The 25,122-nt window shown below is 65.4% G+C and carries 23 protein-coding genes; 11 read left to right on the forward strand and 12 right to left on the reverse strand.

All coding sequences use genetic code 11. The annotated features are described in order from the left end of the window. Position 1 precedes the first annotated feature (1 nt). The 3 genes from ACYOEI_RS02190 to ACYOEI_RS02200 all read right to left on the reverse strand — a co-directional run bounded on the left by ACYOEI_RS02190 (position 2) and on the right by ACYOEI_RS02200 (position 3,647). Positions 2 to 1,252, reverse strand: coding sequence for an anion transporter (locus ACYOEI_RS02190; RefSeq protein WP_462847623.1), 1,251 nt, complete (start codon positions 1,250 to 1,252; stop codon positions 2 to 4). A 202-nt stretch (positions 1,253 to 1,454) separates the two neighbouring features. After that, positions 1,455 to 2,702: an MFS transporter gene (locus ACYOEI_RS02195; RefSeq protein ID WP_462847624.1), complete on the reverse strand. Its 1,248-nt coding sequence runs from the start codon at positions 2,700 to 2,702 to the stop codon at positions 1,455 to 1,457. Between the two features lie 162 nt (positions 2,703 to 2,864). After that, entirely contained in the window at positions 2,865 to 3,647 is a 783-nt protein-coding gene (locus tag ACYOEI_RS02200; protein ID WP_462847625.1) for a hypothetical protein, read from the reverse strand. 321 nt (positions 3,648 to 3,968) lie between these two features. On the opposite strand from ACYOEI_RS02200, the gene ACYOEI_RS02205 reads away from it, so the two are divergent. Continuing rightward, positions 3,969 to 5,408: an ATP-binding protein gene (locus tag ACYOEI_RS02205; RefSeq protein WP_462847626.1), complete on the forward strand. Its 1,440-nt coding sequence runs from the start codon at positions 3,969 to 3,971 to the stop codon at positions 5,406 to 5,408. Further along, positions 5,380 to 6,783, forward strand: a complete 1,404-nt coding sequence (locus tag ACYOEI_RS02210; protein ID WP_462847627.1) for a sigma-54-dependent transcriptional regulator — start codon at positions 5,380 to 5,382, stop codon at positions 6,781 to 6,783. The genes ACYOEI_RS02205 and ACYOEI_RS02210 overlap by 29 nt, the downstream gene beginning before the upstream one ends. A 296-nt stretch (positions 6,784 to 7,079) precedes the next feature. Here the strand turns inward: ACYOEI_RS02210 and msrB are convergent, their stop codons facing one another. From msrB to ACYOEI_RS02225, 3 genes are all read right to left on the reverse strand, one after another. Next, positions 7,080 to 7,856 (reverse strand): peptide-methionine (R)-S-oxide reductase MsrB, encoded by a 777-nt coding sequence (gene msrB, locus ACYOEI_RS02215; RefSeq protein ID WP_462847628.1) that lies wholly within the window; start codon positions 7,854 to 7,856, stop codon positions 7,080 to 7,082. A gap of 222 nt (positions 7,857 to 8,078) precedes the next feature. Next, positions 8,079 to 8,465: a GatB/YqeY domain-containing protein gene (locus ACYOEI_RS02220; RefSeq protein WP_462847629.1), complete on the reverse strand. Its 387-nt coding sequence runs from the start codon at positions 8,463 to 8,465 to the stop codon at positions 8,079 to 8,081. Positions 8,466 to 8,597: 132 nt separating this feature from the next. Next, positions 8,598 to 9,011, reverse strand: a complete 414-nt coding sequence (locus ACYOEI_RS02225) for a secondary thiamine-phosphate synthase enzyme YjbQ (RefSeq protein ID WP_462847630.1) — start codon at positions 9,009 to 9,011, stop codon at positions 8,598 to 8,600. Positions 9,012 to 9,261: 250 nt separating this feature from the next. Here ACYOEI_RS02225 and fae point away from each other — a divergent pair, with 250 nt between their 5' ends. Together fae and ACYOEI_RS02235 are read left to right on the forward strand one after the other, a co-directional pair. After that, a complete protein-coding gene (gene fae, locus ACYOEI_RS02230) occupies positions 9,262 to 9,816 on the forward strand; it encodes a formaldehyde-activating enzyme (RefSeq protein ID WP_462847631.1) in 555 nt (184 codons plus the stop codon). Positions 9,817 to 10,287: 471 nt separating this feature from the next. After that, entirely contained in the window at positions 10,288 to 12,540 is a 2,253-nt protein-coding gene (locus tag ACYOEI_RS02235) for a DUF6311 domain-containing protein (protein ID WP_462847632.1), read from the forward strand. A gap of 61 nt (positions 12,541 to 12,601) precedes the next feature. Here the strand turns inward: ACYOEI_RS02235 and glgA are convergent, their stop codons facing one another. Continuing rightward, complete coding sequence (glgA, locus tag ACYOEI_RS02240) at positions 12,602 to 13,822, reverse strand: glycogen synthase (RefSeq protein WP_462847633.1); 1,221 nt, start codon at positions 13,820 to 13,822, stop codon at positions 12,602 to 12,604. Positions 13,823 to 14,056: 234 nt separating this feature from the next. On the opposite strand from glgA, the gene ACYOEI_RS02245 reads away from it, so the two are divergent. Next, positions 14,057 to 14,422 (forward strand): nucleotide pyrophosphohydrolase, encoded by a 366-nt coding sequence (locus ACYOEI_RS02245; protein ID WP_462847634.1) that lies wholly within the window; start codon positions 14,057 to 14,059, stop codon positions 14,420 to 14,422. A gap of 148 nt (positions 14,423 to 14,570) precedes the next feature. Further along, positions 14,571 to 15,077: an RNA polymerase sigma factor gene (locus tag ACYOEI_RS02250; protein ID WP_462847635.1), complete on the forward strand. Its 507-nt coding sequence runs from the start codon at positions 14,571 to 14,573 to the stop codon at positions 15,075 to 15,077. A gap of 94 nt (positions 15,078 to 15,171) precedes the next feature. Here ACYOEI_RS02250 and arsB read toward each other — a convergent pair whose 3' ends face one another. The 3 genes from arsB to ACYOEI_RS02265 form a co-directional block, all read right to left on the reverse strand. After that, a complete protein-coding gene (arsB, locus tag ACYOEI_RS02255) occupies positions 15,172 to 16,227 on the reverse strand; it encodes an ACR3 family arsenite efflux transporter (RefSeq protein ID WP_462847636.1) in 1,056 nt (351 codons plus the stop codon). A gap of 4 nt (positions 16,228 to 16,231) precedes the next feature. After that, entirely contained in the window at positions 16,232 to 17,233 is a 1,002-nt protein-coding gene (locus tag ACYOEI_RS02260; protein ID WP_462847637.1) for a low molecular weight phosphatase family protein, read from the reverse strand. Positions 17,234 to 17,603: 370 nt separating this feature from the next. Then, positions 17,604 to 17,930, reverse strand: a complete 327-nt coding sequence (locus ACYOEI_RS02265; RefSeq protein WP_462847638.1) for an ArsR/SmtB family transcription factor — start codon at positions 17,928 to 17,930, stop codon at positions 17,604 to 17,606. 184 nt (positions 17,931 to 18,114) lie between these two features. Here ACYOEI_RS02265 and ACYOEI_RS02270 point away from each other — a divergent pair, with 184 nt between their 5' ends. Then, complete coding sequence (locus tag ACYOEI_RS02270; protein WP_462847639.1) at positions 18,115 to 18,969, forward strand: alpha/beta hydrolase; 855 nt, start codon at positions 18,115 to 18,117, stop codon at positions 18,967 to 18,969. A 221-nt stretch (positions 18,970 to 19,190) separates the two neighbouring features. Here the strand turns inward: ACYOEI_RS02270 and ACYOEI_RS02275 are convergent, their stop codons facing one another. Beyond that, the gene (locus ACYOEI_RS02275) at positions 19,191 to 19,511 is read right to left on the reverse strand and encodes a hypothetical protein (RefSeq protein WP_462847640.1); all 321 of its coding nucleotides are present in this window, start codon (positions 19,509 to 19,511) and stop codon (positions 19,191 to 19,193) included. 135 nt (positions 19,512 to 19,646) lie between these two features. After that, on the reverse strand, positions 19,647 to 19,817 hold the full coding sequence (locus ACYOEI_RS02280; protein WP_462847641.1) for a hypothetical protein: 171 nt from the start codon (positions 19,815 to 19,817) through the stop codon (positions 19,647 to 19,649). Positions 19,818 to 20,389: 572 nt separating this feature from the next. Here ACYOEI_RS02280 and ACYOEI_RS02285 point away from each other — a divergent pair. The 4 genes from ACYOEI_RS02285 (at position 20,390) to ACYOEI_RS02300 (ending at position 24,902) form a co-directional block, all read left to right on the forward strand. Continuing rightward, the gene (locus ACYOEI_RS02285) at positions 20,390 to 21,130 is read left to right on the forward strand and encodes a (Fe-S)-binding protein (protein WP_462847642.1); all 741 of its coding nucleotides are present in this window, start codon (positions 20,390 to 20,392) and stop codon (positions 21,128 to 21,130) included. Beyond that, positions 21,127 to 22,563: a LutB/LldF family L-lactate oxidation iron-sulfur protein gene (locus tag ACYOEI_RS02290; RefSeq protein WP_462847643.1), complete on the forward strand. Its 1,437-nt coding sequence runs from the start codon at positions 21,127 to 21,129 to the stop codon at positions 22,561 to 22,563. Before ACYOEI_RS02285 ends, ACYOEI_RS02290 begins: the two co-directional genes overlap by 4 nt. Continuing rightward, complete coding sequence (locus tag ACYOEI_RS02295; RefSeq protein ID WP_462847644.1) at positions 22,560 to 23,213, forward strand: LutC/YkgG family protein; 654 nt, start codon at positions 22,560 to 22,562, stop codon at positions 23,211 to 23,213. The genes ACYOEI_RS02290 and ACYOEI_RS02295 overlap by 4 nt, the downstream gene beginning before the upstream one ends. Positions 23,214 to 23,495: 282 nt before the next feature. After that, positions 23,496 to 24,902 (forward strand): DUF1501 domain-containing protein, encoded by a 1,407-nt coding sequence (locus ACYOEI_RS02300; RefSeq protein WP_462847645.1) that lies wholly within the window; start codon positions 23,496 to 23,498, stop codon positions 24,900 to 24,902. Positions 24,903 to 25,122: the final 220 nt, after the last annotated feature.

Genomic DNA, 25,122 nt, shown 5'->3' on the forward strand with positions numbered 1-25,122 from the left:
TTCAGTAGCGGACGAGCAACAACCAGACGATCCCCGTGGCCGTCGTCACGATCGTGAGCGGGATCCCGACCTTCAGGTACTCGACGAACCCGAGTTCCGTCCCGGCGCGTCGGGCGTTCTCGACCACGATCAAGTTCGCCACCGAGCCGAGCACCGTCAGGTTCCCCGCCAGGGTGCTCGACATCGCGAGCGCCAGCCAGGCGAGCTCCTGTTGGGGCATGACCCGCATCAAAGGTTCGAACAAGAGCACGGCCGGGACGTTCGAGACGAGGTTGGAGAGCGCGACCGAGAGCAAGCTGACGAGGACGACCGGAGAGTCCAGGATCGCGCGCCACTGGTCCAGGCCCCAGGTCCGGACGACGTGGACCTCGAAGGCGTGGACGACGACGAACAATCCCGTGAACATCAATAAGAGCGGCCAGTCGATCGACGAATAAACCTTTTCCCTGCGGACCCGGTCGAGCATCATGATCGCCGCCGCCCCGAGGGCCACGAGCGCGATCGGCTTCCCCGCGAAGAAGCAGGCGACCGTGACGAGCGTCACGATGATGCTTTTGATGAGCAGCCCCCGATGGACCCGGGGCCGGGGCCCTTGGACGGCAACCGTGCGTCCCCTCGAGGCGGCGAGAGTCTTCCTGTAGACGGCGGCCACAACCAGGAAGTTGAAGCCCAGGCCGAGGATCGCGATCGGAGCGAGGTGCATGGCGAAGTCGAGGTACGAGATTCGGGAGAGGGTCCCGATGATGATATTTTGAGGATTCCCGGTGATCGTGGCGACCGAACCGACGTTCGAGGCGGTCGCCAGGCCGACGAGGTAGGGGATTGGCGGGCGTCCCAGACGCTGGCAGAGGTGGAGGACCAGAGGCGTCAGCGCGACGCAGACCACGTCGTTCACGAGGAAGGCCGAGAGGATGCCCGAGACCGCGATCGTCACGGCCAGGAGAGAGAAAGGGCCGTAGAACTTCGAGGCGATCCAGTCGGTGGCCAGCGCGAAGAACCCGGCCATGCGGAGATATGCCACCAGGGTCATCATCCCGAAAAGCAGGATCAGCGTCTCGTAGTCCACGGCGCGGGCCGCGTCGGGGAGAGTGAGGGCACCGCAGGCGAGCATCGCCGAGGCGCCGACCATCGCAATTCCCGCGCGGTCGATCCGGAGGCCGGGCACCTTGCCGACCGCCAGCGCGAGGTAGGTGAGTCCGAAGATCGTCGAGACCAGCGGGATCGAGCCGGTCGTCGCGTTGGGCAGGGTCACGTCAGGGGAGCTCCTCGGTCATCGGGCTTATGATCAATTGGATTGTTCCGAAGTTTGTTTTCTTCTTAGAAAACGGGCTTCTGACGCACTCGACGTCGATCTGCCACTTGCGGGATGGCGTCGTCATACCCTCACGTGGGTTGTCGCCGTCTCCTCCCACAGAAACCCGTTTTCTAAGAAGAAAACAGGATTCGGGACAGGTTCACGGAGTGGTCGAAAGCTCGGGCAGGGAAGCGTTCGTCCCGTTGGTCAAGGAGGGCGTGGGCGAAGCCTTGCTGCCAAGCGTTTCGGGGACGAGGGTCACCACGATCGCCGTCCCCAGGGCGCCGATCATCGCCAGCAGGGCGAACGTCGAGCGGTAGCCAAGGGACTCGACGACCAGCCCCGAGAGGGCCGGGCCGATGGCGGAACCAAGCACCAGGGACGTCCCTACAATCACCTGGGCCTCGCCGGCCCGTCGCGGGTCGGCCAACCGATCGGTGACCCAGGCCGCGGCGAGCACGGCGAAGATCCCATTGGAGAGGCCGTCGAGCGCCTGGTTCGCGACGACCTGCGTCGGAGTCTGGGCCAGGGCGACGAAAACGAGCCGCAGCGTCATCACCGCCCACCCGACGATCAAGAGCGGCTTGCGTCCCATACGATCGGCCAAACGGCCCGCCGGCCAGACGACCAGCATCCACGCGACCATACTGACCATGAACGCATAGGCGAGCCAGCGGTCGGAGGCATGCAGACCTCGCTTCAAGAACAGGCCGAGATACACGCCGCCGGGGGCGTTCGCCGAATGATACAGGACCATCGCCGCCACGAAGGCCCAGAGTCCCGGGTCCTTCGGGATCCATCCTCCCTTGGGCGTCGGTTCGAGGGCGGGAGACTGGTCCTCGGGTCGCGAGCCGGCCGGTTCGTGGATCAAGAATGAGAGCGCGGCGGACAGGGCCTGCACGATGACGAGGGGGACCAGGATCGACTTCACGCCGTAACTTTCGGAGAGCCAGCTCCCGAGGAGCGCGATGAGGACGATGCCGATGGGCTTCCAGAAGCGGAGCGCCCCGAGGGCAGCCCCGACCTGGCCCTTCGGGGCCAGGGCTGTGGCCTCGGCGCCCGAGAGGCTCTCGACGATGGCGCGACAGATCCCGTTCTCGGCGAACAGGATCACGAGCAGACTGAGCGCGACAACCCCGTGTGCCCCTCGCAAGAGCACGGTGGACAACGCGAGCACGATCAGCGAAGTCACCAGGAACGGTTTTCGCCAGCCGAGTCGGTCGGACCAGAGCCCGACCGGGAATTGCAACAGGCCGGCCACGGCCGCCAGGGTCGAGATGATCCCGATCGCCCGGTCGGAGAGCCCCTCCTGGCCGAGGTAGAGCGGGAGATAGGGCAGGGTGAACCCGATGCCCGACATCCCCAGGAAGTACGAGCCATAGAGTCCGACTCGATTACGCCAGTCCATCAGATCAGGTCTCGCTCGAAGGAGAGGCCTCGAGGCGCCCGAGACAGGATCGGGCGACTCGAGGTTGGGGGAATTCCGGTTCAAGGTCACAGGTGACCCTGACCAGGCTTGGGTGAACACGGTTCGATCAATCAACAGGGAAATGCGCGTTCGTCCTCGAGATCACAGGGGAGGGGGCAAGTCATCCTCGGCACGGTCCGCCTTGGGGTCGGGGGGGGCAGGGGGGCGTTTCGGCTCGGGGCCTTCACCCTTCCGCTTGGCCTTGGGGCGTTCGCCCTTGCGCTTCGGGGGCTCGGGGCGTTCGCCCTTCGCATGCGCCAGGTGCTCGGGGACGTGGGTCAGGGCCTCGGCCGCCCGGGCGAGTTCCCCGGCACGTTCGTCTCGGCCGGCGACGGCGTCGCGACGCGCGGCGTTATAAAGGTCTCGTGCGGCATCGAGGTAGTACTTCGCCTCGGCACCACCTTCGTCATCGGCCCCCTCGCGGATGCGGTCGTAGGCCCGTCGCAGGTCGAAGCCGAGCCGCTCGTTGCGACCTTCGGGGCCGGGGCCTGCGGGGGGGGCGGGGAGTTCGACATCGGGTCCGTCGTAGAGGGCCGCGTTTCGGGTATGGTCCACCGCCCGGGCAAGGTCGTGCGACGCCGTGCCGTATTCGTGGGCGAGCCGAGGGTCGCCGGCTTCGAGCGCACCGAGGCCTTCTCGGTAAAGCTTGGTGGCCCGATCCGTCCAGTCGCGGAGCCGTTCCTCGGGGCGGCCGGTGGACCGGCTGTCGGCCCGGATCCTCCTCAGCAAATCGTAGGCCTTTCGAAGGTCACCCTCCGGCCCCGCCTCTTTCTTCTTCGGTGGGGGGGGCGGTCCACCCGGTCCTTCGGGGTCGGGCGGGGGGAGGAACGTGGCCGCGGCCAGGCTGAGAAGGCTCGAGGCTCCCAGCGTGAGAAGCTTCCACATGGTCAACACTCCTTTACATTGGTTGGCATCAACTCTTGTCGTGGGACGACACGATTTGTCGCCTCGATCTCGGAGTAACGCACGACCGATGCCAACGTCGAAAACACGCCGTTTTCGGGGCTTTGGGCCCGAAACCCGCAAGTCCTGGGCGGAATCCCCCCGAAAGCAGCGGGGGGATTCCGCCCAACTCCAAACGTGGGCCGGGGCCCGCCCGCCGAACTGCCGGGAGAATCGATGGTCTCGCGACTCGTCGAGGCTTGGCCCGATGATTGCTAGACTCTGTGGAGGCCGCCGCCACTCGTAAGCATGAGGTCGTTCGGAATGCCGAGAGTCCATGTCTCGATACCATTGAAGGCCCAGCTTGGCGTGGTGCTCGCGCTCTTCGTCGCGGCGTTGCTCACGCTATGGTCGACGTCGATGTCGGCGATCGAGCGGGAGGGGAGAAGGGCCTCGGCCAAGGGTCTCCTCGAGCGTGCCGGCCTGGCCCTGGCCGCGGAAGGGCGATCCATCCTCGACCAATCCTCGCCGCTCAGCCCGTTCGAGTATGTGGACCCCGAGTATCGTCGGGAACTCGACCGCAGGCTCCGGGAGGTGGCCGGCAACGTGCTCCGGCCGATGCGAGGCGTCGAAGGGGGCTACTTCCTTTCCGACTCCAAGCAGTTCGTCGGCTCCTCCCGACCGATGGGCCCGGCCGAACCGAAGAAAGCCGGCGACCGAGCCGAGCCCGTCCCACCGCTCCCCGAGGCCGACCTGATCGAGATCCAGGTCCATGCCGCGATGCGGAAGATGGAGCCCCGGTTCGTGGTCGAAGAAGTCCAGGCGGACACGGTGGCGATCCGCACGGCCCCGGTGATCGTCCGAGGCCAGGTGATCGCGGCGACCTGGACGCTGACGAGGTTGGCCGACCCGCTCTTTCTCGACCGCTCGACGCGCGGGTATCGACTGGCGGCCGGGCTTGCTCTCGGAGGGATGGCACTCGCCCTTGGCTTGATGGTGGGCCTGACCCGGACGGTTCGTCGCCAGGCGGTCGAGCGGGCGAGGCTCGAGGTCGAGCTCCGGCGTTCCGAACGTCTCGCCGCGCTCGGCAAGATGCTGGCGGGGGTCGCGCACGAGGTGCGGAATCCGTTGGCCGGGATCCGGTCGACTGTCCAGCTCTGGCAGCGCGGGATCGGGCCCGACACCGAGTCGTTCGCGGACCTCGTCGCCGAGGCCGATCGCCTCGAAGGGATCGTCGCCCGGCTCTTGCAGTTCACCAGGGCCGACGCCCAGACGCTCACGCTCGGCGACCTGAACGCCGTGGTTTCGGAAGTCGGTCGCCTCGCTCGGATCCAGGCCGAGACCCAGCGTGTCGTCGTCGAGCTTGACCTCGACAAGTCGCTCCCCCAGGTCTTGATGTCGCCCCCCGCGCTCGTGCAGGTCTTCCGCAACCTGACGACGAACGCCCTCCAGGCAATGCCCGAGGGGGGGACCATTCGGCTCTCGACCCGACGAAGTCCCCGAGGAAATTCGGTCGAGGCGAGCGTCGCCGACACCGGGCCGGGGCTCGGCCTCGACACGCTCGAGCACCTGTTCGAGCCCTTCTACACGACCAAGTCGGGCGGGACCGGGCTGGGCCTGGCCATCGCCCGCGAGATTGCCCTGGCCCACCGGGGAGAGATCCGGGGAGGGGCCGGTCCGAATGGTCACGGCACGGTCTTCACCTTGAGCCTGCCCTCCGCGAAGGGAGATCCCCATGGGGACGCATCCGACGGCCTCCGGTGAGTTCATCCTCGTGGTCGACGACGACCACACGATCCGCCGGAACCTCGTCCGGCTCCTCCATGCGGAGGGCTACCGGACGGCCGAGGCCGCCGATGGCGAGGCCGCACTCGCGGCGATCCGGGCCGAGACCCCCTCGGCCGTCCTGCTCGACCTGAAGATGCCCGGACGCGACGGCCTCGACGTACTCGGCGAGCTCGGGCCGATGCTCGACGACCTCCCGGTGATCGTCATCACCGCGTTCGGCGGATCCTCGCCGGCCATCGAAGCGATGCGCCGGGGGGCCTACGACTACCTCGCCAAGCCGTTCGACCTCGACGAAGTCCTACTGACCCTCCGCCGTGCGCTGCACCAACGGGCCCTGGCCGCCGAGGTCCGCGCACTACGCCGATCGGCCGAGGACGACTCCGGTGAGGAGTCCTCGAATGAGGCCGAGTTGATCGGCCGCAGCCCGGCGATGCGCGAGGTCTTCAAGTCGATCGGCCGCGCCGCCGCGACCGACGAGCCCGTGCTCGTCTTCGGCGAGAGCGGCACGGGGAAAGAGTTGGTCGCCTCGGCGTTGCACGGTCACTCGCGCCGGGCCTCGGGTCCGTTCGTTCGAGTGAACTGCGGCGCCTTGCCCGAAGGGCTGATCGAGAGCGAGCTCTTCGGCCACGAGCGGGGCGCCTTCACCGGCGCCGACAGGCAGCGACCGGGACGCTTCGAACGAGCCTCCGGCGGCACGATCTTCCTCGACGAAGTCGGCGAGCTCCCCCTCGCGGCCCAGGCGAAGCTCTTGCGCGTCCTCCAACGTCAGGAATACGAGCGGGTCGGCGGGACCGAGACGCTCAAGTCCGACGCACGGGTCGTCTCCGCGACCCATCGCGACCTCCCGAAGGAAGTCGCCGCGGGCCGCTTTCGCGAGGATTTGTACTACCGCCTCAACGTGATCCGGATCGCGATCCCCCCGCTCCGCGAGCGTCCTGAGGACATCGAGCTCCTCGCCGATCACATTCTGAGGAGGCTGGAACGAAAGTACGGCTGGGCCGACCTCTCATTGACCAGCGAAGCCAAATCATCGGTCATCGCCCGCCCCTGGCCGGGCAACGTCCGCCAGCTCGAGAACGTCCTGGCCCGCGCCGCGATCGCCGCCCGAGGCCGTGCGATCCTCCCCGACCACCTCGACGTCGACGATCCCGCCGGGGTCCCACTCCCCCCCGAAATCGAGCCCTCGGGCGAACCCCTTCCCCTGAGGGCCCTCCTCGCCGAGGTCGAACGTCGCGCCATCGCCGCCGCCCTGAAAGCCTGCGGAGGCCACCGCACCAAGGCGGCGGAACGCCTCGGGATCAGCCGAAGACAGCTCTTCGATAAGATTCGCGAATACGACCTTCAGCCGTGACCCCTCATCTCGCGAAACCCGGTTCTTTCTTCAAAACCGGGTTTCTGCCGCGGTCGCCGACCACCTTCGGCTCACCAAGACACCGCCGTCTCTTCATCTCGATCGTCCATTATCGAGAGCAAACGTGTTTTGCAGATAAATTGTTGGACAATGCCCGCCCTACGGGGAATTAGGCCTCCCGTAGGGCGGGCATCGCCCACAAGCTCTGCCGGGAGTCTCTATCCGGGGGGATATGACTTGCCTCGCGAGTCGAAGGTGCGTGGGAAGTCCTCGGCGGGACGTCGAGGAGGGTTGAACTACCGAGGATCCTTCGACTCGTCCTTCGACTTGGAATCGTCCTTAGGGGCCCCTTCATCCATCGGAGCCGCGTCGTCCTTCGGAGCCGCGTCGTCCTTCGGAGCCGCATCGTCCTTCGGAGCCGCATCGTCCTTCGGAGCCGCATCGTCCTTCGGAGCCGCATCGTCCTTCGGGGCTGCGTCATCCTTCGATGTCGCCTCGTCCTTCGACATCTCATCTTCTTTGGGGGCTGCCTCGCCCTTTTTCGTCTTGGAGGTGGCCTTCTTCGTGGTCTTGGCGGCGGTTTTGGTGGCCGATTCCCTGACGAACTTGAGGGCCAGGGAGTTCATGCAGTAGCGAAGGCCGGTGGGGGGAGGGCCGTCGTTGAACACGTGGCCGAGGTGGGCGCCGCAGGTGTTGCACATGACCTCGACGCGTTCTTCCGCTTCGCGGTAGTCGAGCGCCGTGTCGATCGCTTTTTGCGAGATCGGGCTCCAGAAGCTGGGCCAGCCTGTCCCGGAGTCGAACTTGGTCCGCGACGTGAAGAGGTCCGAGTCGCAGCAGACGCAGCGATACGCCCCCTTGAGGTGGTTGTTCACCAACTTGCCCGAGAACGCCGGCTCGGTTTCCTTGAGGCGGGTGACCAGGTATTGCGGGCGGGTCAGGATCTTCGCCCACTCGCGATCGGTCTTCATGACCTTGCGGCGGACGATCGGGAATTCCTGTTCGGCACCGACCGACAGCAGGCCCGCGGCACACACGATCAGAACCGTTGCGCACGCCGAAAGCGTCTTCATGTTCGGTAGCCCCTCAACCTCTCAAGGATTCTGATGAGAGCAAGTCCAAAACGCTCGGATCGGGGGGGATGGCGTCCCGGGGGCCGGCGATCCGCATCCCGGCCCCCGACGGACGTCGATAATTCATGTCCCATCATAGGCGTCCCCGATCCGGGAGGAAACTCTCCCGAGCCGCCGGGGGTCGAATCATGCCCAGGATCCAGGGACGTCGGGGGGAAAGTGTCAGCCTGATCCTCGGATCGAGGCGACGGCGGCCTTCACGTCTTGCGAGTCGACCTGCTGGCCAGCAAGAGCCTTCATGGCGATCCCCATCGCGATCCCGTCCTTCGCTGCGGCATGGATCGCCTCCCGGGACGGGGCGAGGAGTTCGACGACCTGTTCCTGGGTCAAGCTCGGCGGGACCCACTCCTGGAGTAACGCGATTTCTTCCGCGGTGAAGGTCGTCGTGCCTCCTTTAGCCTCCTTGAGGACGCCGCGCATCTTGTTGACCGCCTCGGTCTCGGACATCTCCGTCCCGTCGCTCTTCGTGAGGGCGGCGATCCAGTAGCGGAGGAATTGCGTTCGGGTCGCGTCACGCGCCCTCATCGCCTCGGTCAGTTTGGCTCGCATGCGCTGGACGATCGTCATATCCGATCCTTTCGCGACGACATTCCTCGAAACCTACTGCGGGTCTGCCTCGACCTTCCGCATCGTAGACAAAGCATACCGCCCGTGTGTTCGGCCGGGACAACCTCGCCTGATTCAGCCCACGACCGAGACCGTCACCTTCCTACGATGGGGGGCGGTCCGATGTTCCCATAGGTAGACGCCTTGCCAGGTCCCGAGGTCGCAGCGGCCGTCCGCGACGGGGATGGCGAGGGAATTCTGAGTGAGGATCGACCGGACGTGCGCAGGCATGTCGTCGGGTCCTTCCGCCGTGTGGCGGAAGACTGGGTCGCCATCGGGGACCAGGCGGGCGAAGTAGCGCTCGAGGTCGCTCCGCACGCTCGGGTCCGCGTTCTCGCAAAGGATCAGCGAGGCGCTCGTGTGGTGGAGGAAGACGTGGCATAGCCCCCGTTCGATCCCGGCCTCGCGCACGACGCCTTCGATCTCCCCGGTGATCTCGTTCGTCCCTCGCCCTCGGGTCGCGACGACGAAACTCTTCGAGTGGAACATTTTCGCTGGCATCCTCCCGGCCACGGACTCGGAGACGTCGGCGAGGGCACCCGGCCCGGGTCGCCCCCAAAACCTTCAGCATAGCGGGCCGAGCCGCGCCCGCGAACCCCGTCGCCGGGGCTTGGGGACGCCGCGCAGGGGGTTGGGTTGCCCGAGGGGATGGATCTGCGATAATCACGCCGCCGAGGAATCGGACCGAATTTCCCCGGCCTCGTCGACGTCGCATTGCCTCTTGCTTTGAGGAAACATCATGAGCGATCGGATCGTGTTGCGGACCGGAGAAGCCCTGGTCGAGGGTTCGGCGGATTACCTCTGCGCCGAGCCCGAGGTGGTCATCGGAGAACTCGACGGGCCGGTCGGCCACGCCCTCGCAAACCTGATCGGCGACCAGGTCAAGGGGCACACGCGCGTCTTCGCGATCCTGAACAGCGACGTCCAGGTCCGCCCGGCGACGGTGATGGTCAGCAAGGTCACGGTCGACGACTCGAGGTACACGAACATCCTGATGGGGACCGTCCAGGCCGCGATCGCCAACGGCGTCCTCGACGCCGTCCGCGCCGGCGACTTGCCCAAGGACAAGGTCAACGACCTGGGGATCATCTACTCGGTCTGGCTCGACCCCAGCGTCGTCGACCTCCCCCCCGGCGAGCTCGACCATCGCGCCCTCTTCGACGTCCACCGCGAGGCGACCGCCAAGGTCATCCGCAAGGCGATGAACAACGAGCCCTCCATCGACTGGCTCCTCGAGAACCAGGACCAAGTGGAGCACTACTTCCACCAGCAGGGGATCGAAGGGAACCTCTGAGGGTCCTGAGGATTCTCGTCCCTTTCCTTTCAAACCCGGCTTTTCCACAAAGCCGGGTTTTTCGCGTACCCCACCCCGACGCCTCGTCTGACCAGGACACGACCTATCTTTAGCCCATAAACTCGCCCAAAACCGGGTTTTCGGAAAAAACCCCGACGATTTGCAGGGATCATGCCGACCTTGCAGTCCTAAGGAACCCATTCAGAGCATATTCGGATTCGCAATTCCCTCGCCTCTTCGTCCCTGTTATAACCTCATCCCAGGCAATCGGCTTCAAGAGCGCGACAGGTTCCTGCCGATAGGCGAAGCGATACGGAGATCGCGACGCGGATCCGGCGGTGGATGATCCGGCAGGGCAATGCGCCCGCGCCCGGACCAGAACTCGTACCTTCCCCCCCGGCCTTCCCGCGGGATCGGACGAACTCGTTCGAGTCCCCGGACCCGGCCTTCGGCGTTCAAGGATGAGAAACCATGCCTCACGATAGGGACGTCGAGGAGCTTGCCCCGGCGGCGGGGAAGCTCGGGTGGAATTCGTTGATCCTCATCGTCGCGTTCCAAGCCGTGATCGCCTTGATCGCGACCTTTCCTGCGATCCTCACGTTTCAGACGGCCCTCCCCGACGCCTTCGACTCGCTCCAGCATCTTTGGGTCATGAAGTGGTACAAGACCTGTTTGTTCGAAGGGCGTGCGGTGTTCCACTGCCCCGACCTCCAGTACCCCGCCGGGGCACCCCTCGGGAATTTCTCGGCCCTCCACTTCCAGGCCTTGCTGTACTTGCCGCTCTCACTTTTCCTCGCGAACGACATCCTCTGCTACAACATCATCTGGTTCCTGGGTCTGGTGCTGACCGGGGTAGGGACCTCGCTCCTGGTCTGGCGGGTCGTCGGCGACCGTGCGTCTGCAGCGTTCGGCGGCGTGCTGGCGATGCTCAGCGCCCCGATGATGGCCCACGCGAACGGCCACCTGGAATTGATCTATGTCGGCTGGTTCCCGATCTTCCTACTCGCTTGGATGAACTTCATCGACAATCCCAACAAGCGGAGGATGGTGGCGGCGGCGCTCGGCTATGTCCTCGTGGCGATGAGCGCGGCGTACTTCATGATCTTTGCGATCTTCCCGGCCGCCCTGTACGTCGCCTGGAGCGTCGCGAAGGCGGGGCGCGTCGAGTGGCGAGCCTGGATCAAGGGTCGACTGCCCTGGTTCCTCGGGTTCGTGGCGACGAGTCTCCCGTGCCTCCTGGTCTTGTTCTCGAGCCAGTTCTGGATCCTGTTCCACGGCCACTCGCTCGACCGGCCTCGCGATGAGTTCGACCTCTACGGATCGCCGCTCTGGAGCTACCTCACGCCGACCTCGCTCCATCTCCTCGGGTCGCTCCTCCCCTCCGACCCGTATCAGGCACTTGGAGCCTCGGCGGGGGAGCGGACTTCGTACCTCGGGGCGGTGACGATCCTGCTGTTGGCCTACGCCGCATTCCAACGGGCCGGCCTCCGCCGCGCCTCGTATCTGTGGATGACGTTCGGGTTGCTCGTCGTGCTCTCGTTGGGGTCGTCGTGGAAGGTCGGAGGGTGGAGCATCAGCCTCCCCTCGGCCTGGCTCTGGGATTACTTCCCCGTCTATCGGATGACCCGGGTCCCTTCGCGGTTCAACCTTTTCGCGGGGGTTCTCGCGGGCGTCCTGGCGGCGGCGGGACTGCGACACCTCCTGGCCCGGCTACCGAGCCGGAACGCCCGCGTCGCGGTGTTCTCCGCCCTGACCGTCCTTGCGGTGGCCGACATGGCGAAGGTGCCGTTCTGGAAGGTTTCACCCCCGAGGATGCCCGACTGCTACGCATTCTTGAAGCAGCAGGACCCGAAGGCGACGATCCTCGAGATTCCCCACATGGGGTCCGGCGGCTCAGCCTTGAATGCCGCCTGCACCTACTGGCAGTCGATCCATCGCCTGACGACCTCGTCGGGATACAGCGGGCACGTCAACGTCGATCAGGACAACCAGATCGGCCACAACTCGCCGTTCCAGGCCGAACGACTCGCGGACGAGGATTACCTCGAAAACGCCTCGCGAGTCGACTTCAACATCCACACCGACCTCGACTTCAAAGACTTCCTCTGGCTCTACCTGACGGTCAACAAATACGACTACGTCGTCCTCCACCAGTGGGAAGGGTCGATGCCCGAGCATCCGGTGCGACTCGACCGGATCAAGGCCATGCTTTCGAGTTGCAAGGTCTACGAGGATTCCGACACGATCGTCTACGACCGCTCGAAGCTCGCTCCCCCCGCGCACCCCGTTCAAATCAACGTCGGCGAGTGGCGGGCCCAGGGCCTCTGGCAAGACCGCGCGAACAGCATGATCCCCAAGGTCGGCCGACTCGCGATCTATAACCCCGACGCCAACCAGGATCTTCGGCTCTCTCTCGACGCGGCCGCGATCCGAAGGCGCCGAGGGGTGACCCTCCGCTCCGAAGGTCGTGTCCTGGCCCGCTGGGACGTGGAGCTCTACGAGTTCCAGAGCTTCGTCAGCCCCGCGTTCCGGCTCCCCGCTGGCCTCCAGGAACTGACGCTCGAGAGCGAGATCCTCGAGCCCGAGGCGCCGAGGTCCGGGCACAAGAAGGATCGTCCCTACCCCTTACGAGTCGCCAGGGTGAGCCTCCAAACCGCCGAGGTGGATCGCGCCATCGTCCGCGAGGACTCGACCCGAGCCTCGGGGGCGACAAAGACGCGTTGAATGGCGAACCGCCTGCCCCGAAACCCGGCTTTCCTTCAAAACCGGGTTTCAGGACAGGTCTTCATGCCTGGATGAGATCCCAGTAGAAGTCGACCGTCCAGCGGGCAATGCTCGTCCAACTGAAGAAGTGCTCCACGCGCTCACGCGAGTGGATGCCCATTTTCTTGAGCCGCTCGGGGTCGGCGAGCAGGGTGTCGATCGCCGAGGCGAGGTCTCGGGCGAACTTGTCGGGGTCGACGGGTTCGAAGTCGGTCAGCCCCACCGGCTCGAACGGGACGAGGAGACCGGTCTTCTCCGGGACGACGACCTCTTTGATGCCCCCGACCGCCGAAGCCACCACGGGCGTCCCGCAGGCCATCGCCTCGAGGTTGATGATTCCGAACGGCTCGTAGACTGACGGGCAGACGAAGAGCGAGGCGTGTGAGTAGAGCGTGATGATGTCGTCCTTGGGGACGATCTGCGGGATCCAGATGATCTCGTTCGAGGTTTGGAGCCTCGCGTGCTCGATCCGTTCGGCCATCTCCCGCCCGATCTCCTCCGTATCCGGGGCCCCCGCGCAGAGGACGACCTGGATCCCGGGCTTGAGATACTTGATCGCTTCGACCAGGTGGATGATCCCCTTCTGCCGCGTGATCCGGCCCACGAAGAGGATGAACGGCCGCGTCGGGTCGATCTTGTAGGCCTTGAGGATCGCCGGGTCGGGGGTCGGCTTGTACTGGTCCGGGTCGATGCCGTTGTGGATGACGCGGATCTTATCGTTCGGCACGCCATAGAGCGAATGGACGTCCTCGCGCATCGACGCGGAGACGGCGATCACGCCGTCGGCATTCTGGTAGGCAGTCTTCTCAACCCACGAGCTCGCGTGGTAGGCGGAGCCGAGCTGCTCGACCTTCCAGGGCCGGTGCGGCTCCAGGGAGTGGGTCGTGAGCACGAGCTTGGCGCCGGTGAGCTGCTTGACCAGGCAACCCGCGAAGTGGGTGTACCAGGTGTGGCAGTGGACGATGTCGACGTCCGAGAGCATCCCGGCCATCACCAAGTCCCGGAGCATCGTGTCCGCGAACTTGCGGTGCCGGGGATCCTGAGACGGGATCGTAAAGCTCGGATTGACGCCCTGGACCTTCAGGTTCCCGTCCTCGATCGACTGGTCGCCGAAGCAGAGGATCTCGACCGAGTGGTGTCCCCGCTCGACCTTGGCCAGCTCTCGAGTGAGATATTCCACGTGGACGCCCGCCCCCCCATAGACGTGGGGTGGGTACTCGTTCGTCAAGATCGCGATCCGCATCCGGGGATATCCTCTCAAGCAGGATCTCGCCTGGCCGCGCCGAGCTGGTCGAGAAAACCGCCCTCGACCCATTCCCAACGATCGGCGCGGCGCCGACGGCTTCGAGGTCTATCGACCATAATGGCGCCAGCCCCCAGCGGCTACTGGACACTCCCCGAAGCCCGTCGAAAGCGAGGACGGTCGTACGGGTGAGCCCGAGTCCCCCACGTGACGCGCCGAGAGGACCTCCGCCCGATGGACCAACAAACGACCGTCGACGAGTTGAAAGCCTGGGTGCGGACCTTCTCCCGAGAACGCGACTGGGAGAAGTTCCACAACCCCAAAGACCTTGGCCTCGCCCTCGCGATCGAGGTCGGCGAAGTCCTCGAGCACTTCCGCTACCGCACCGACGCCGAAATCGAAACCCATCTCCGCGACGACTCAAAGCGCCGCGACCTCGCCCACGAGCTCGCCGACTGCCTCTGGCTCCTCCTCCGGATGGCCGACGTCTGCGGGATCGACCTGGCGTCGTCGCTCCGCGAGAAGCTCGCCCTCGCCGCCGAGAAGTACCCGATCGACAAGGTCTACGGTCGGTCGGACAAGTACACGCACTATCAGTAGGCTCCGTAAGCCGCTGTGCCCCTCCCTGCACCTCGGGCCTGTGGGATCCCGGCGGCATCGCCTGTTTTTCCAGATTTCGGGACGCGCCCGCCCGTCGGTGGCAGATCCACGGTAGAGACGCAGGTTGAACGTCCCCGGAGTCGCTCCGATGGTCCATGAGTCCGGAAATCAGGCCCTCCGACAGGTCCGAACCCTGTATGCCCTCGGGGCGGTGGGTGGCCTGACGGATACCCAGTTGATCGAACGATTCCTGGACGGCGACGGGGACGACCGAGAAGACGCCTTCGCGGCGTTGGTGCAACGGCACGGAGCAATGGTGCTGCGGGTCTGCAAGCGGATGCTCCCGAACTCGGCCGACGCGGAGGACGCCTTCCAGGCGGTCTTCCTCGTGCTGGCCAGGAAGGCTGGGACCGTCCACCGGTTCGGCTCGTTCGACGCCTGGCTCTACGGCGTGGCGGTCCGGGCCGCCCCAAAGCGCCTTCGGCATTCGAGCCCTCCCGACCTGCGTCCTCGTCGACCCCAACGGCAAGATCGTCGCCCGAGGGATGCGCGTGGACGCCGTCCGAGCCGAAGTTGCCAAGGCCCTCGCCAAGAGGCCATGACGGAAGACGGGGAGGATTTATTCCAAAGGCGCAAAGGAAAAGACGACAAATAAACTCCAACGATTGCTTTCTTGATATTCTTTGTGTCCTTTGTGGTGAATCCTCTCTCACAGGACCAACGCCACCCAGACTGACCTAGCATCGCACTCATGCCGAGCGGAAATACTTACGTTTCAGAAGGAAGGCGACGTTCACCAGGCCGATCATCACAGGCACTTCCACGAGCGGGCCGATCACGGCCGCGAAGGCGGCCCCCGAATCGATGCCGAAGACCGCCACAGCCACGGCGATCGCCAGCTCGAAATTGTTGCTCGCCGCCGTGAAGGCGAGCGTGGCCGTCCGGGCGTAATCCGCCCCGAGTTTGCGGCCCATCCAGAACGAGATGAGGAACATCGCCACGAAATAGATGAGCAGCGGCACGGCAATCCGCACGACGTCGAGCGGGTTGCGGAGGATGTATCCGCCCTTGAGCGAGAACATGACGACGATGGTGAAGAGCAACGCCACCAGCGTCAGCGGGCTGATGCGGGGGAGGAATCGGCCTTCGTACCATTCCCGGCCGCGTGCTCGCAGGAGCACATATCGCGTCACCATCCCGGCGAGGAACGGAAGGCCCAGGTAGATCAGCACACTCCGAGCGATCGCCCCCACGGTGATCGCCGAGAGATCGACACTGCCGAACCGGACGCCGAACAGCGGCGGCAACAGTTTGATGAAGAGATAGGCATAGGCCGAATAGAAGAACACCTGGAACATCGAGTTGAACGCGACGAGGCCCGCGGCATACTCGGTATCGCCCTCGGCGAGCTCGTTCCAGACGATCACCATCGCGATGCAACGGGCCAGGCCGATCAGGATCAAGCCGATGGCGTACTCCGGCGCGTCGGCCAGGAACGCCAGGGCCAGGCCGAACATCAGTAGCGGCCCGATGACCCAGTTCTGGACGAGCGACAGGCCGAGCACCCGCGTGTTGCGGAAGACCTCTCCCAGCTCTTCGTACTTCACCTTGGCCAGGGGCGGATACATCATGAGGATCAGCCCGGCCGCGATCGGAATCGATGTCGTCCCCACCGACAGTCGGGTGATAGCCTCGGCCAGGCCAGGGAGGAAGACTCCCAGCCCGATTCCGAGCCCCATCGCCAGGCCGATCCACAGCGTCAGGTAGCGATCGAGACAGGACAGGCGTTTGACGCGGGCCTCCATGCCGTTACCTACCCCCTTCGACCGAAGTGTCCATCGCGGCCAGTCGCTGGCGGGCCTGCATCATGACCGCCAGCATCAGCCGGCCCATGTCGTCTCGCCGTTCGGCGTATTTGGCCGCCTCGTACGCCCCGTCGTCGAAGATCTTCGGGTCGAGGTAGGGCATCGACACCCGCAACGTCGCCCCCTTGACGATGGGACAGCCGGAGTCGGCCTCGCTGCACACCATCAGGGCGGCGAAGCCCCGCTGGGGATTGGCCGGATCGTCGTAGTGCTTGGAGTACTCGATCGATTCATAGGTCGGCTCGGCAGCGGACGGGGTGCCCCAGCGGACGCGATAGATCGGATTCGCCGTCTGCTGATCGCCGCGGGGTGCGTCTTTGCCCGTCGGCTCGATTTCGACTCCGATCGCTTTCAAAGCCTCCACGGTGCGCCCGTTGAAGGCCGTGGGAGCGGTGCCGCCGCTATGGAAGCGAACCTCCGGCATCCCGTAATAGGCGGCCGCGACGTTTCCCATCGTCGCCCCGAGGATGCTCCGCCGGGAATTGCCGGTGCAGACGACGGTGATGTGCAAAGGCTGGCCCGGCCTGTAATGCTCGGCGATCCAATCGGCCAGCGTTCGCCCCGCTAGCCGATGTTCGACATCGACCATGTCGAACGACGTGGTGAGCCGGTCAGCGTGCCCTCGCACCGAGGGCAACAGCCGCCCGCGGCTTTCCGGCACGACATTCGTCACGCTCCGAATCTCCGCCGAGTCGAGGCGAGAGTCGTCTCCTGCGAGTTGTTCAAATGTCTCCGGTTTCATCCATCCTCCCAGTTCGGGTTGTGTCAGCTCTCCTTCCTTGCCGAGGGCCTTGAACAAGGCCACTTTGAGCCGTTGATCGTTGGCCGGATCGACGGCCTCCGCCGTCCCGTATCGCTGCACCAGCCACAGGGCCCTCACCAGCGGCCCCGGATCGCTCTCGGGAGCCGCCGCCAACGTCAGGACCGCGAGCAGAGAAACCGACATCACCGTAGATCCTCCCCCTCATTGAGGCCGTGTTCAAAACGCCTACCTATATCCGTCCAAGCGGATACATGGGTCCAAAAAAACACAACGACCGAACCTCGAGGCAGTATCCGCAACCGACAGGGGCAAAGTTTTACGGACAAATTGAAAGATCAGGGAATTTCGTCAACAGATGAACGCGAATTAGAAATTCAATAAAATTTCAAAATTTTCAATGAATCATCTGTGCCAATTTGCGTCATCTGTTGACCGTTCTCTTTCTTCGTCCTATCCGTGTTCCATCCGTGTTTCATCCCTGGCTAATAAACTTCTGACCTCCATCCGCGGCTATTCCTCGCCTGAGGTTGGCTCGCTGGAAGTTCGGCGACGCTCATTCCCCACAGCAACTGCGGAGGGCGAGCCGTTGCCGGTCGCGTTCGACCACCTCGCCGCAACAGCCGCCCAGGCAGTCGAGAAGCTTGCGAGGCAGCTCACCCGCCGGCTTGGCCAGGCGGTAATGCACCCACAGACCGTCCTTCCGGCCGATGACCAGCCCGCGCTTCCGCAGGTAGGCCAGGTGCCGGGAGACCGTCGATTGAGGCAACTCCAGGGCCTCGTGCAGGTGGCAGACGCAAACCTCGCCGGCGGACAGCAGGTTCAAAAGCCGCAGGCGGACCGGATCGGCGAACGCCTTGAAGAGTTCGACCGAGTCACCCAAGGTATCGGACGTTTGATTCTTTATCCGCATAGCCGAATATAGGCATGACGTACAGATGAAGTCAATCCGGCTGTCCATGTGTCGGCGGGAGACCCAGTCTTTCTGAAAGCGCCTCTGATATGATGCGGGCGGTCCGCCCGGACTCTTTCCAGGCGGCGCGGGTCGAGCCGATGAGGAGACGACGATGAATCGATTTCGAACGATCTGCGGGTCGGTCGCCGTGATCGCGTCGACCTGGGGCATGCCGACGAGTGCCCAATCACTCGCCGCGGCGATGCCCGCCGAGATCCCGCTCTACCAAGGGACCGCACCGGGGTCGGAGACGTGGGATTGGGAGGAGAAACTCACCACCTCGCCGAAGGGCCTGCCGATCATTACCGACGTCGTACGGCCGGTGCTGCTCCACTACCCGGCCGAGAAGGGCAAGGCCGTCGGCGCGGCCATGGTCGTCGCGCCTGGGGGCGGATTCCGGGCCCTGATGATGAGCTACGAGGGGGCGGATATCGCAAAGAGACTCAACGCGATGGGCATCGACGCCTTCGTCTTGAAGTATCGGCTCACGCACAACGGTCCGGGCGCCCCAGGGCGCGAAGAAGTCGTCAAGATGGCGGGCGAGGATGGGCGGAAGGCCGTGTCGCTCGTCCGAGGGAAGGCCGGCGAATTCGGGTATCGACCCGAGCGGGTCGGGATGATCGGGTTCTCGGCGGGCGGCATGGTCACGTCCGATGCCCTCTTCGGCCCCGCGGATTCACGCCCGAATTTCGCGGCGATCGTCTATGGAGCCCGGGCAGTCAACGAGATTCCGAGCCCCGCGCCCCCGCTCTTCCTGGCGGTCGCGGCCGACGACGCCGGTTCGGTCGTCCGGACTGTTGACCTGTTCTCGGCCTACCGGAAGGCCAAAGGTCCGGCGGAACTGCACGTGTTTCAGATGGGTGCGCATGGTTTTGTGAACAAAGGCGGCGGGGCCGATCATTTCATGGACCGACTGGAGGAGTGGCTCGGGGCGAATAAGCTCCTGACGAAGTCTGAATCGCCCTGACGTCGACGTCGCGACAGAGAGTCGTGAATAAGACTGAGCGGCATTGTCTCGGGGTGCGGGGCAGGAGTGCCCCGCCTCCCGGGGGTCGTTTATTTCGCGGGAGGATTGGTCTGGCCACGACAGGAGACGGAGGACGGAGATCACAGGGGGGAAAACACACGAGGCCGGCTCGCCTTGCGGCGGGCCGGCCCCGTGGACCCCAGAGACTGATTCGACGTCGGTTAGAATAGGACGAGGGCGATCGCCAAGGCAAGCGGGATGGCGTTGAAAACCAGGCCCGCGATGGCGAATCGCGAGATCGGCTCGCTGCTCCACCGGGCAATCATCAGGGCCAAGGCACCGATCGCCATGCCGATCAACGGCGGGCCGAACGGCAGGGTATACGTCACTCCGGCGGTGCCGACACCCAACCTCGACGAAAGGATCAGGCCGAAGGCTAACGTCCAGCCGAGGCCGATCATCAGGCCAAGGATCGCCGAGGCCTGACCGAGCAAAAGGGCAAACCACCACGCCGACTGATGGGCAATCCGTTCGATACGCATGGGCGACCCCCTTTCTGAGGCCGCAAGGTTTTGCGAAGAGGAATGTCATCCGGCCAACCAGGCCGGGACGTCCTCAGTCGCCGGGTCGTCCCTACGACAGAACGCGAGTGACGACCGAGAGCGGATAAATCCGCCTCACGCTCCCGAGGCCCGGCGAGGCCGATAGGGCCTCCCCGTCAGGGTTTCGATCAAGTGACGACGCTTGTATTTGCTCCCGTCATCGGACGCCAGCCGTGTCATGATCCGATACAGCTTGGGGCCGTGGACGGGGCCGTACTTCTCGACGTAGGCCTGCACCGTATTCACGATGGTCGTCTCCCGAGCGTGCCTCGAAGACCCTTCGACCTACAGGCTATTCTACGATCGCGCCCAAGGTCGGGTTCAAATATCTTCCCGAGACGGGCCCTCTCCGAAACCATTCACGGCACCGACCGACGAACCCTGCTCGGGCCCGGACGGGTTCGGCTAACATGACACCCGACCGTGGCACCCGGTCGGCGAACGCCCCGGTGCTGCGGTCCATCCAATCCCGACACGACCCGGCGACCCGAGCGGAGGACGGGGGTCCCATCTCCACTCACCAAGACTTGAGTGTCCCTTTAGAGATCGCCGACGTTGTGACACGACCGGAGGCGAGGGGAAACTCCCTGCGCCACACGCCCCTCGCCGTCTGAGGAATGAGACTGCGAACCGCGGCCACCGCGATGCCTGAACGCCAGATCGCGCCGACCTCGGAATCGACATCCGAGACTGACGCCCCGGCCCGAATTCGAGTATCATCCTTGCGGACGTGCCCGCGAAGCTTGCCGGATGATCCCCGAGCGGCCGGGCGTCCCCGAATTCAAAGGCCGGGATCGGAGTCGCGGAGTCGAGCGAGAATGCGGGTCTCCCTGTTCATCACGTGCTTCAACGACACGCTCTTTCCGCAGACGGGCCGCGCGGTCGTGCGGCTTTTGGAGCGACTCGGCCACGAGGTCGACTTCCCGCTCGAGCAGACCTGCTGCGGGCAGATGCACTTCAACACCGGCTACCAGCGCGAGGCGATCCCCCTGGTCCGGAACTTCCTCAAAGTCTTCAAGGACGCCGAGGCCGTCGTCTCCCCCTCCGCCTCCTGCGTGGGCATGATCCGCGACCTCTACCCCAGGGCGGCCGAACTGGCCGGCGACGAGGCGCTCGCCGAGGAAGTCCGGGCCGTCACCCCTCGGGTCTACGAGCTCTCCGAGTTCCTGGTCAACCGCCTGGGCCTCGAAGACGTCGGCGCGTATTACCCGCACAGGGTCACGTACCACCCGACCTGCCACTCGCTGCGGATGCTCAAGGTGGGCGACGCCCCGCTCAAGCTCCTCCGCGCCGTCCGGGGGATCGACCTCGTCGAGCTGCCCCAATCCGAGGAATGCTGCGGGTTCGGTGGGACGTTCGCGGTCAAGAATTCGGATACCTCGATGGCGATGCTCGGCTCGAAGCTCCGCTGCGTCCTCGAGACCAAGGCCGAATACTGCGCCTCGGCCGACAACTCCTGCCTGATGCACATCGGCGGGGCGCTCCATCGCCAGCGGACCGGCGTCGGGGCGATCCACCTCGCCGAGATCCTCGCATCCACCGAAGAGGAGGTCCGATGACCTACGAGCCGATTCCCACGAAGCCGGCCGTCCGGTTCGAGGACGCCGCGCGGATCGCCCTGGGCAACACCCAGCTCCGGCGCAACATGGGGAAGGCGACCCAGACGATCCGAGGCAAGCGCGCGGCGGTCGTCTCCGAGCTCCCCGACTGGCAGGAGCTCCGCGAGGCTGGGCGAGCGATCAAGGAGCGGACCCTCCGCCACCTCGGGACCTACCTCGAGCAACTCGAGGCCTCGGTCGAGCGGGCAGGGGGGCACGTCCACTGGGCCCGGGATGCCGCCGAGGCGAACCGGATCATCGGCGAGATCGCGACACGTCACGAGACGAAAGATGTCGTCAAGATCAAGTCATTGACCACCGACGAGATCTCCCTCAACGAGCATCTTGCCGAGCTCGGGATCGAGGCCATCGAGACCGACCTCGCCGAGCTCATCATCCAGCTCGCCGGCGAGCGTTCCTCTCACATCCTCGTCCCGGCCATCCACAAGAATCGCTCCGAGATCCGTGAGCTATTCGAGCGTCGCCTCGGGGCGAAAGGGCTGACCGACGAGCCCAAGGCCCTCGCCGCCGTCGCCCGCACCCACCTGCGAAGGAAGTTCCTCGAAGCCAAGGTCGCCGTCAGCGGCGCCAACTTCGCCGTCGCCGAGACGGGGACGGTCTGCATCGTCGAGTCCGAGGGGAACGGCCGGATGTGCCTGACCCTCCCGAAGGTGTTGATCTCGGTCATGGGGCTCGAGAAGATCATCCCGAGCTGGCAGGACTTCGAGGTCTTCAGCCAGCTCCTCCCGCGCTCGTCCACCGGCGAGCGGATGAACCCCTACACCTCGTTCTGGACCGGCGTCACCCCCGGCGACGGCCCGAGCGAGTTCCACCTCGTCCTCCTCGACAACGGCCGGACGAAAGTCCTGGCCGACCCGATCGGTCGCCAGACCCTGAACTGCATCCGCTGCAGTGCCTGCCTCAATATCTGCCCGGTCTACGAGCGAACGGGGGGCCACGCCTATAACTCGGTCTACCCCGGCCCGATCGGTGCGATCCTGACCCCGCTGCTGGCCGGGGTCGAGAACGCCGGGTCGCTCCCGTATGCCTCCTCGCTCTGCGGGGCCTGTTATGAGGTCTGCCCGGTCAAGATCAACATCCCCGAGGTCCTCATTCACCTCCGGGGCGAGATCGTCCGACACAAGCAAGACTCTCCGGAACGCGGTCATTGGCCCGACCCGGAAGGGCTCGCGATGAAATACCTCGCGCACGTCTTCGCCGACCCCAAACGGTTCGAGAGGATCCAGAAGATGGGCCGCTTCGGGCAGAAGCTCCTGCTGCGCCGGGGTTATATCGAGTCGCTGCCCGGCCAGCTCGGCGGCTGGACCGCGATGCGCGACGTCTACCCCGTCGCCCCCCAGACCTTCCGAGAGTGGTGGAGGACCCGGTCGTGAGCGAGGCCAAAGCCGAGATCCTCCGTCGCATCAAAGGGGCCCTGGCGGACGTCCCCGCCAGCGAGTTGCCCACGGATGTCGTCGTCGAACGCCACTACCGGCAATCCGACCCGGCCGGTCGGGACGCACTGCTGGAACAGTTCATCGAGCGGGTCACGGAGTACAAGGCCGTGGTCCACCGTGTTCAGCCGGCGGGCCTCTCCGAAGCGATCGCCACGGCCTGCGCCTCCCGAGGCGTGAAGCGCCTCGTCGTGCCGCCGGACCTGCCCGAGGATTGGAAGCCTCAAGGGGTCGAGATCCTCGTGGATCGGGCCTCGTCGAACGCCGAGCTCGACTCCTGCGACGGCGTCCTCACCGCTTGTGCCCTCGGCATCGCCCAGACCGGGACGATCGCCCTCGACGCCGGCCCCGGCCAGGGCCGCCGCGCGATCACGCTCGTCCCCGACTACCACCTCTGCGTGATCCACGAAGACCAGGTCGTCGGCCTCATCCCCGAGGCCGTCAGTCGTCTCGCCCCTTCAGCCCAAGGGCCGGGACGTCCGATTACCTGGATATCCGGCCCCTCGGCGACGTCCGACATCGAGCTCAACCGGGTCGAAGGGGTGCACGGCCCCAGGACCCTCGAAGTGCTCGTTGTGATGAATCCTTGAAGACTCGAACCTTTTCAAAACCCGGCTTTTTCTTCAAGGCCGGGTTCCTGTCATCAGCCGACGCCGTCCCTCAGCCCCCAGAGCTTCCGCCGACTCTCCCCGCTCAGAACCCCCGAAAACTCGACAGCCAGCCTCCCCGACTTCCCAAGCCCACCCGCCCGTCGACAGCCCCTGTGGACTTGTCAGCAAGGATGCGTTAGAGTTCCAGTAGCGATGTTGATCGAAGGTTAAACATCGCCTCCCGCCCGGAACGATGCCGTCTTGGCAGAGGAACCTCGAACGATGAGCGAAACCAATGGGACCTCCCCCACGGGATGTCGCGCGTTCCGCAAGGGCCTTCGCACCCGTCGCGAGGCGTTGAAGGCCGGCGCCTTGACGATGACCGGCCTGGGCTTGCCCCAGCTCTTCCGGGCCAAGGAGGCGGTCGCGGCCGGTCGCATGCCATCGGGGTTCGGGCGGGCGAAGGCCTGCATCCTGATCTTCCAATGGGGCGGGCCGAGCCAGCTCGACACCTGGGACCCGAAGCCGGATGCGCCCGATGACATTCGAGGCGAGTTCGGGACGATCGCGACGAAGACGCCCGGCGTCCGGATCAGCGAGCACTTCCCCAAGCTCGCCGCCCTGACCGACCGCCTGGCGATCATCCGCTCGATGACCCACGACGACCCGGCGCACCTCTCGACCGCGCATCGGCTCCTCACGGGCCACCTCGCCCCCACTCCCTATTCCGACGCCGCGGGCCCGTCTCCGCACGACTGGCCTTCCCTCGGCTCGATCGTCGCGCGCTGCCACCCGCAGAATGGGGCGATGCCCCCGGCGGTCACGATGCCCTGGACGGTCGCCCACCCGGCCGCTCCCGGCGGCAAGGCCCCCGGCCAGCACGGGGGATGGCTCGGCAAAGGCTTCGACCCCTTCCGCATCGACGGCGACCCTAATGTCAGCGGGTTCCGCGTCGGCGGGCTCGACTTGCCCGAAGGGGTGACGACCGACCGGCTCGTCGATCGCCGCTCCTTGCTCAATAGCCTGGGATCCGGCTCGGATCTCTCCGGCACCGGTCCCCGGTCGTGGTCCGGGTTCCAGGGCAGGGCCCTCGACGCACTCGCCTCGGCCGAGGCACGAGGGGCGTTCGAGCTCGAACGCGAAGACGCCAAGACCCGCGACCGCTACGGCCGGCACATCCACGGCCAATGCCTCTTGATGGCTCGGCGCCTGGTCGAAGCCGGTGTCGGGCTCGTCACCGTGAACTGGCACGACGACGGCCAGAACTTCTGGGATACCCACGGCGAGAACTTCCACCACCTGAAGAACCGGCTCATGCCCCCCGCCGACCAGGGATTCGCCGCCTTGATCCAGGATCTCGAAGAACGCGGACGACTCGACGACACGTTGATCGTCTGGGCCGGCGAGTTCGGCCGGAATCCGAGGATCACCCGGGCCAACGCCGGTCGGGAGCACTGGCCCCGCTGCTATTCGGCGGTCCTCGCCGGCGGCGGGATCAAGGGCGGACTCGTCCACGGCGCCTCGGACCGCTGGGCCGCCTACCCGGCCCGGGACCCGGTCAGCCCCGACGACCTCGGCGCGACGATGCTCTACGCCCTCGGAATCGACCCCTCGCAAGAACTCCTCGATCCCGTCGGCCGGCCGCTGCGTATCAATAATGGCGAGCCCCTCGCCTCGCTCTTCGCCTGAGGCCCGGCCCCGAAACCCGGTTTGTGAAAAAACCGGGGTTCGGCGCAAGCCCAGCTGCTTCTGCCGTCAAACGACTTACGACGCGCGAAAGTCCGAGGCGGGCACAACGACAGCGACCGTTCCGTCGAGGTCGATCTTGCTGGCTGGCGAAAAAAGATCGAGACCCTCTTTGGAAATGACGCGCGCTTCGGTTATGATTGTTCAACATGGCGCAAACCCG

Source organism: Singulisphaera rosea (genome assembly GCF_054877945.1).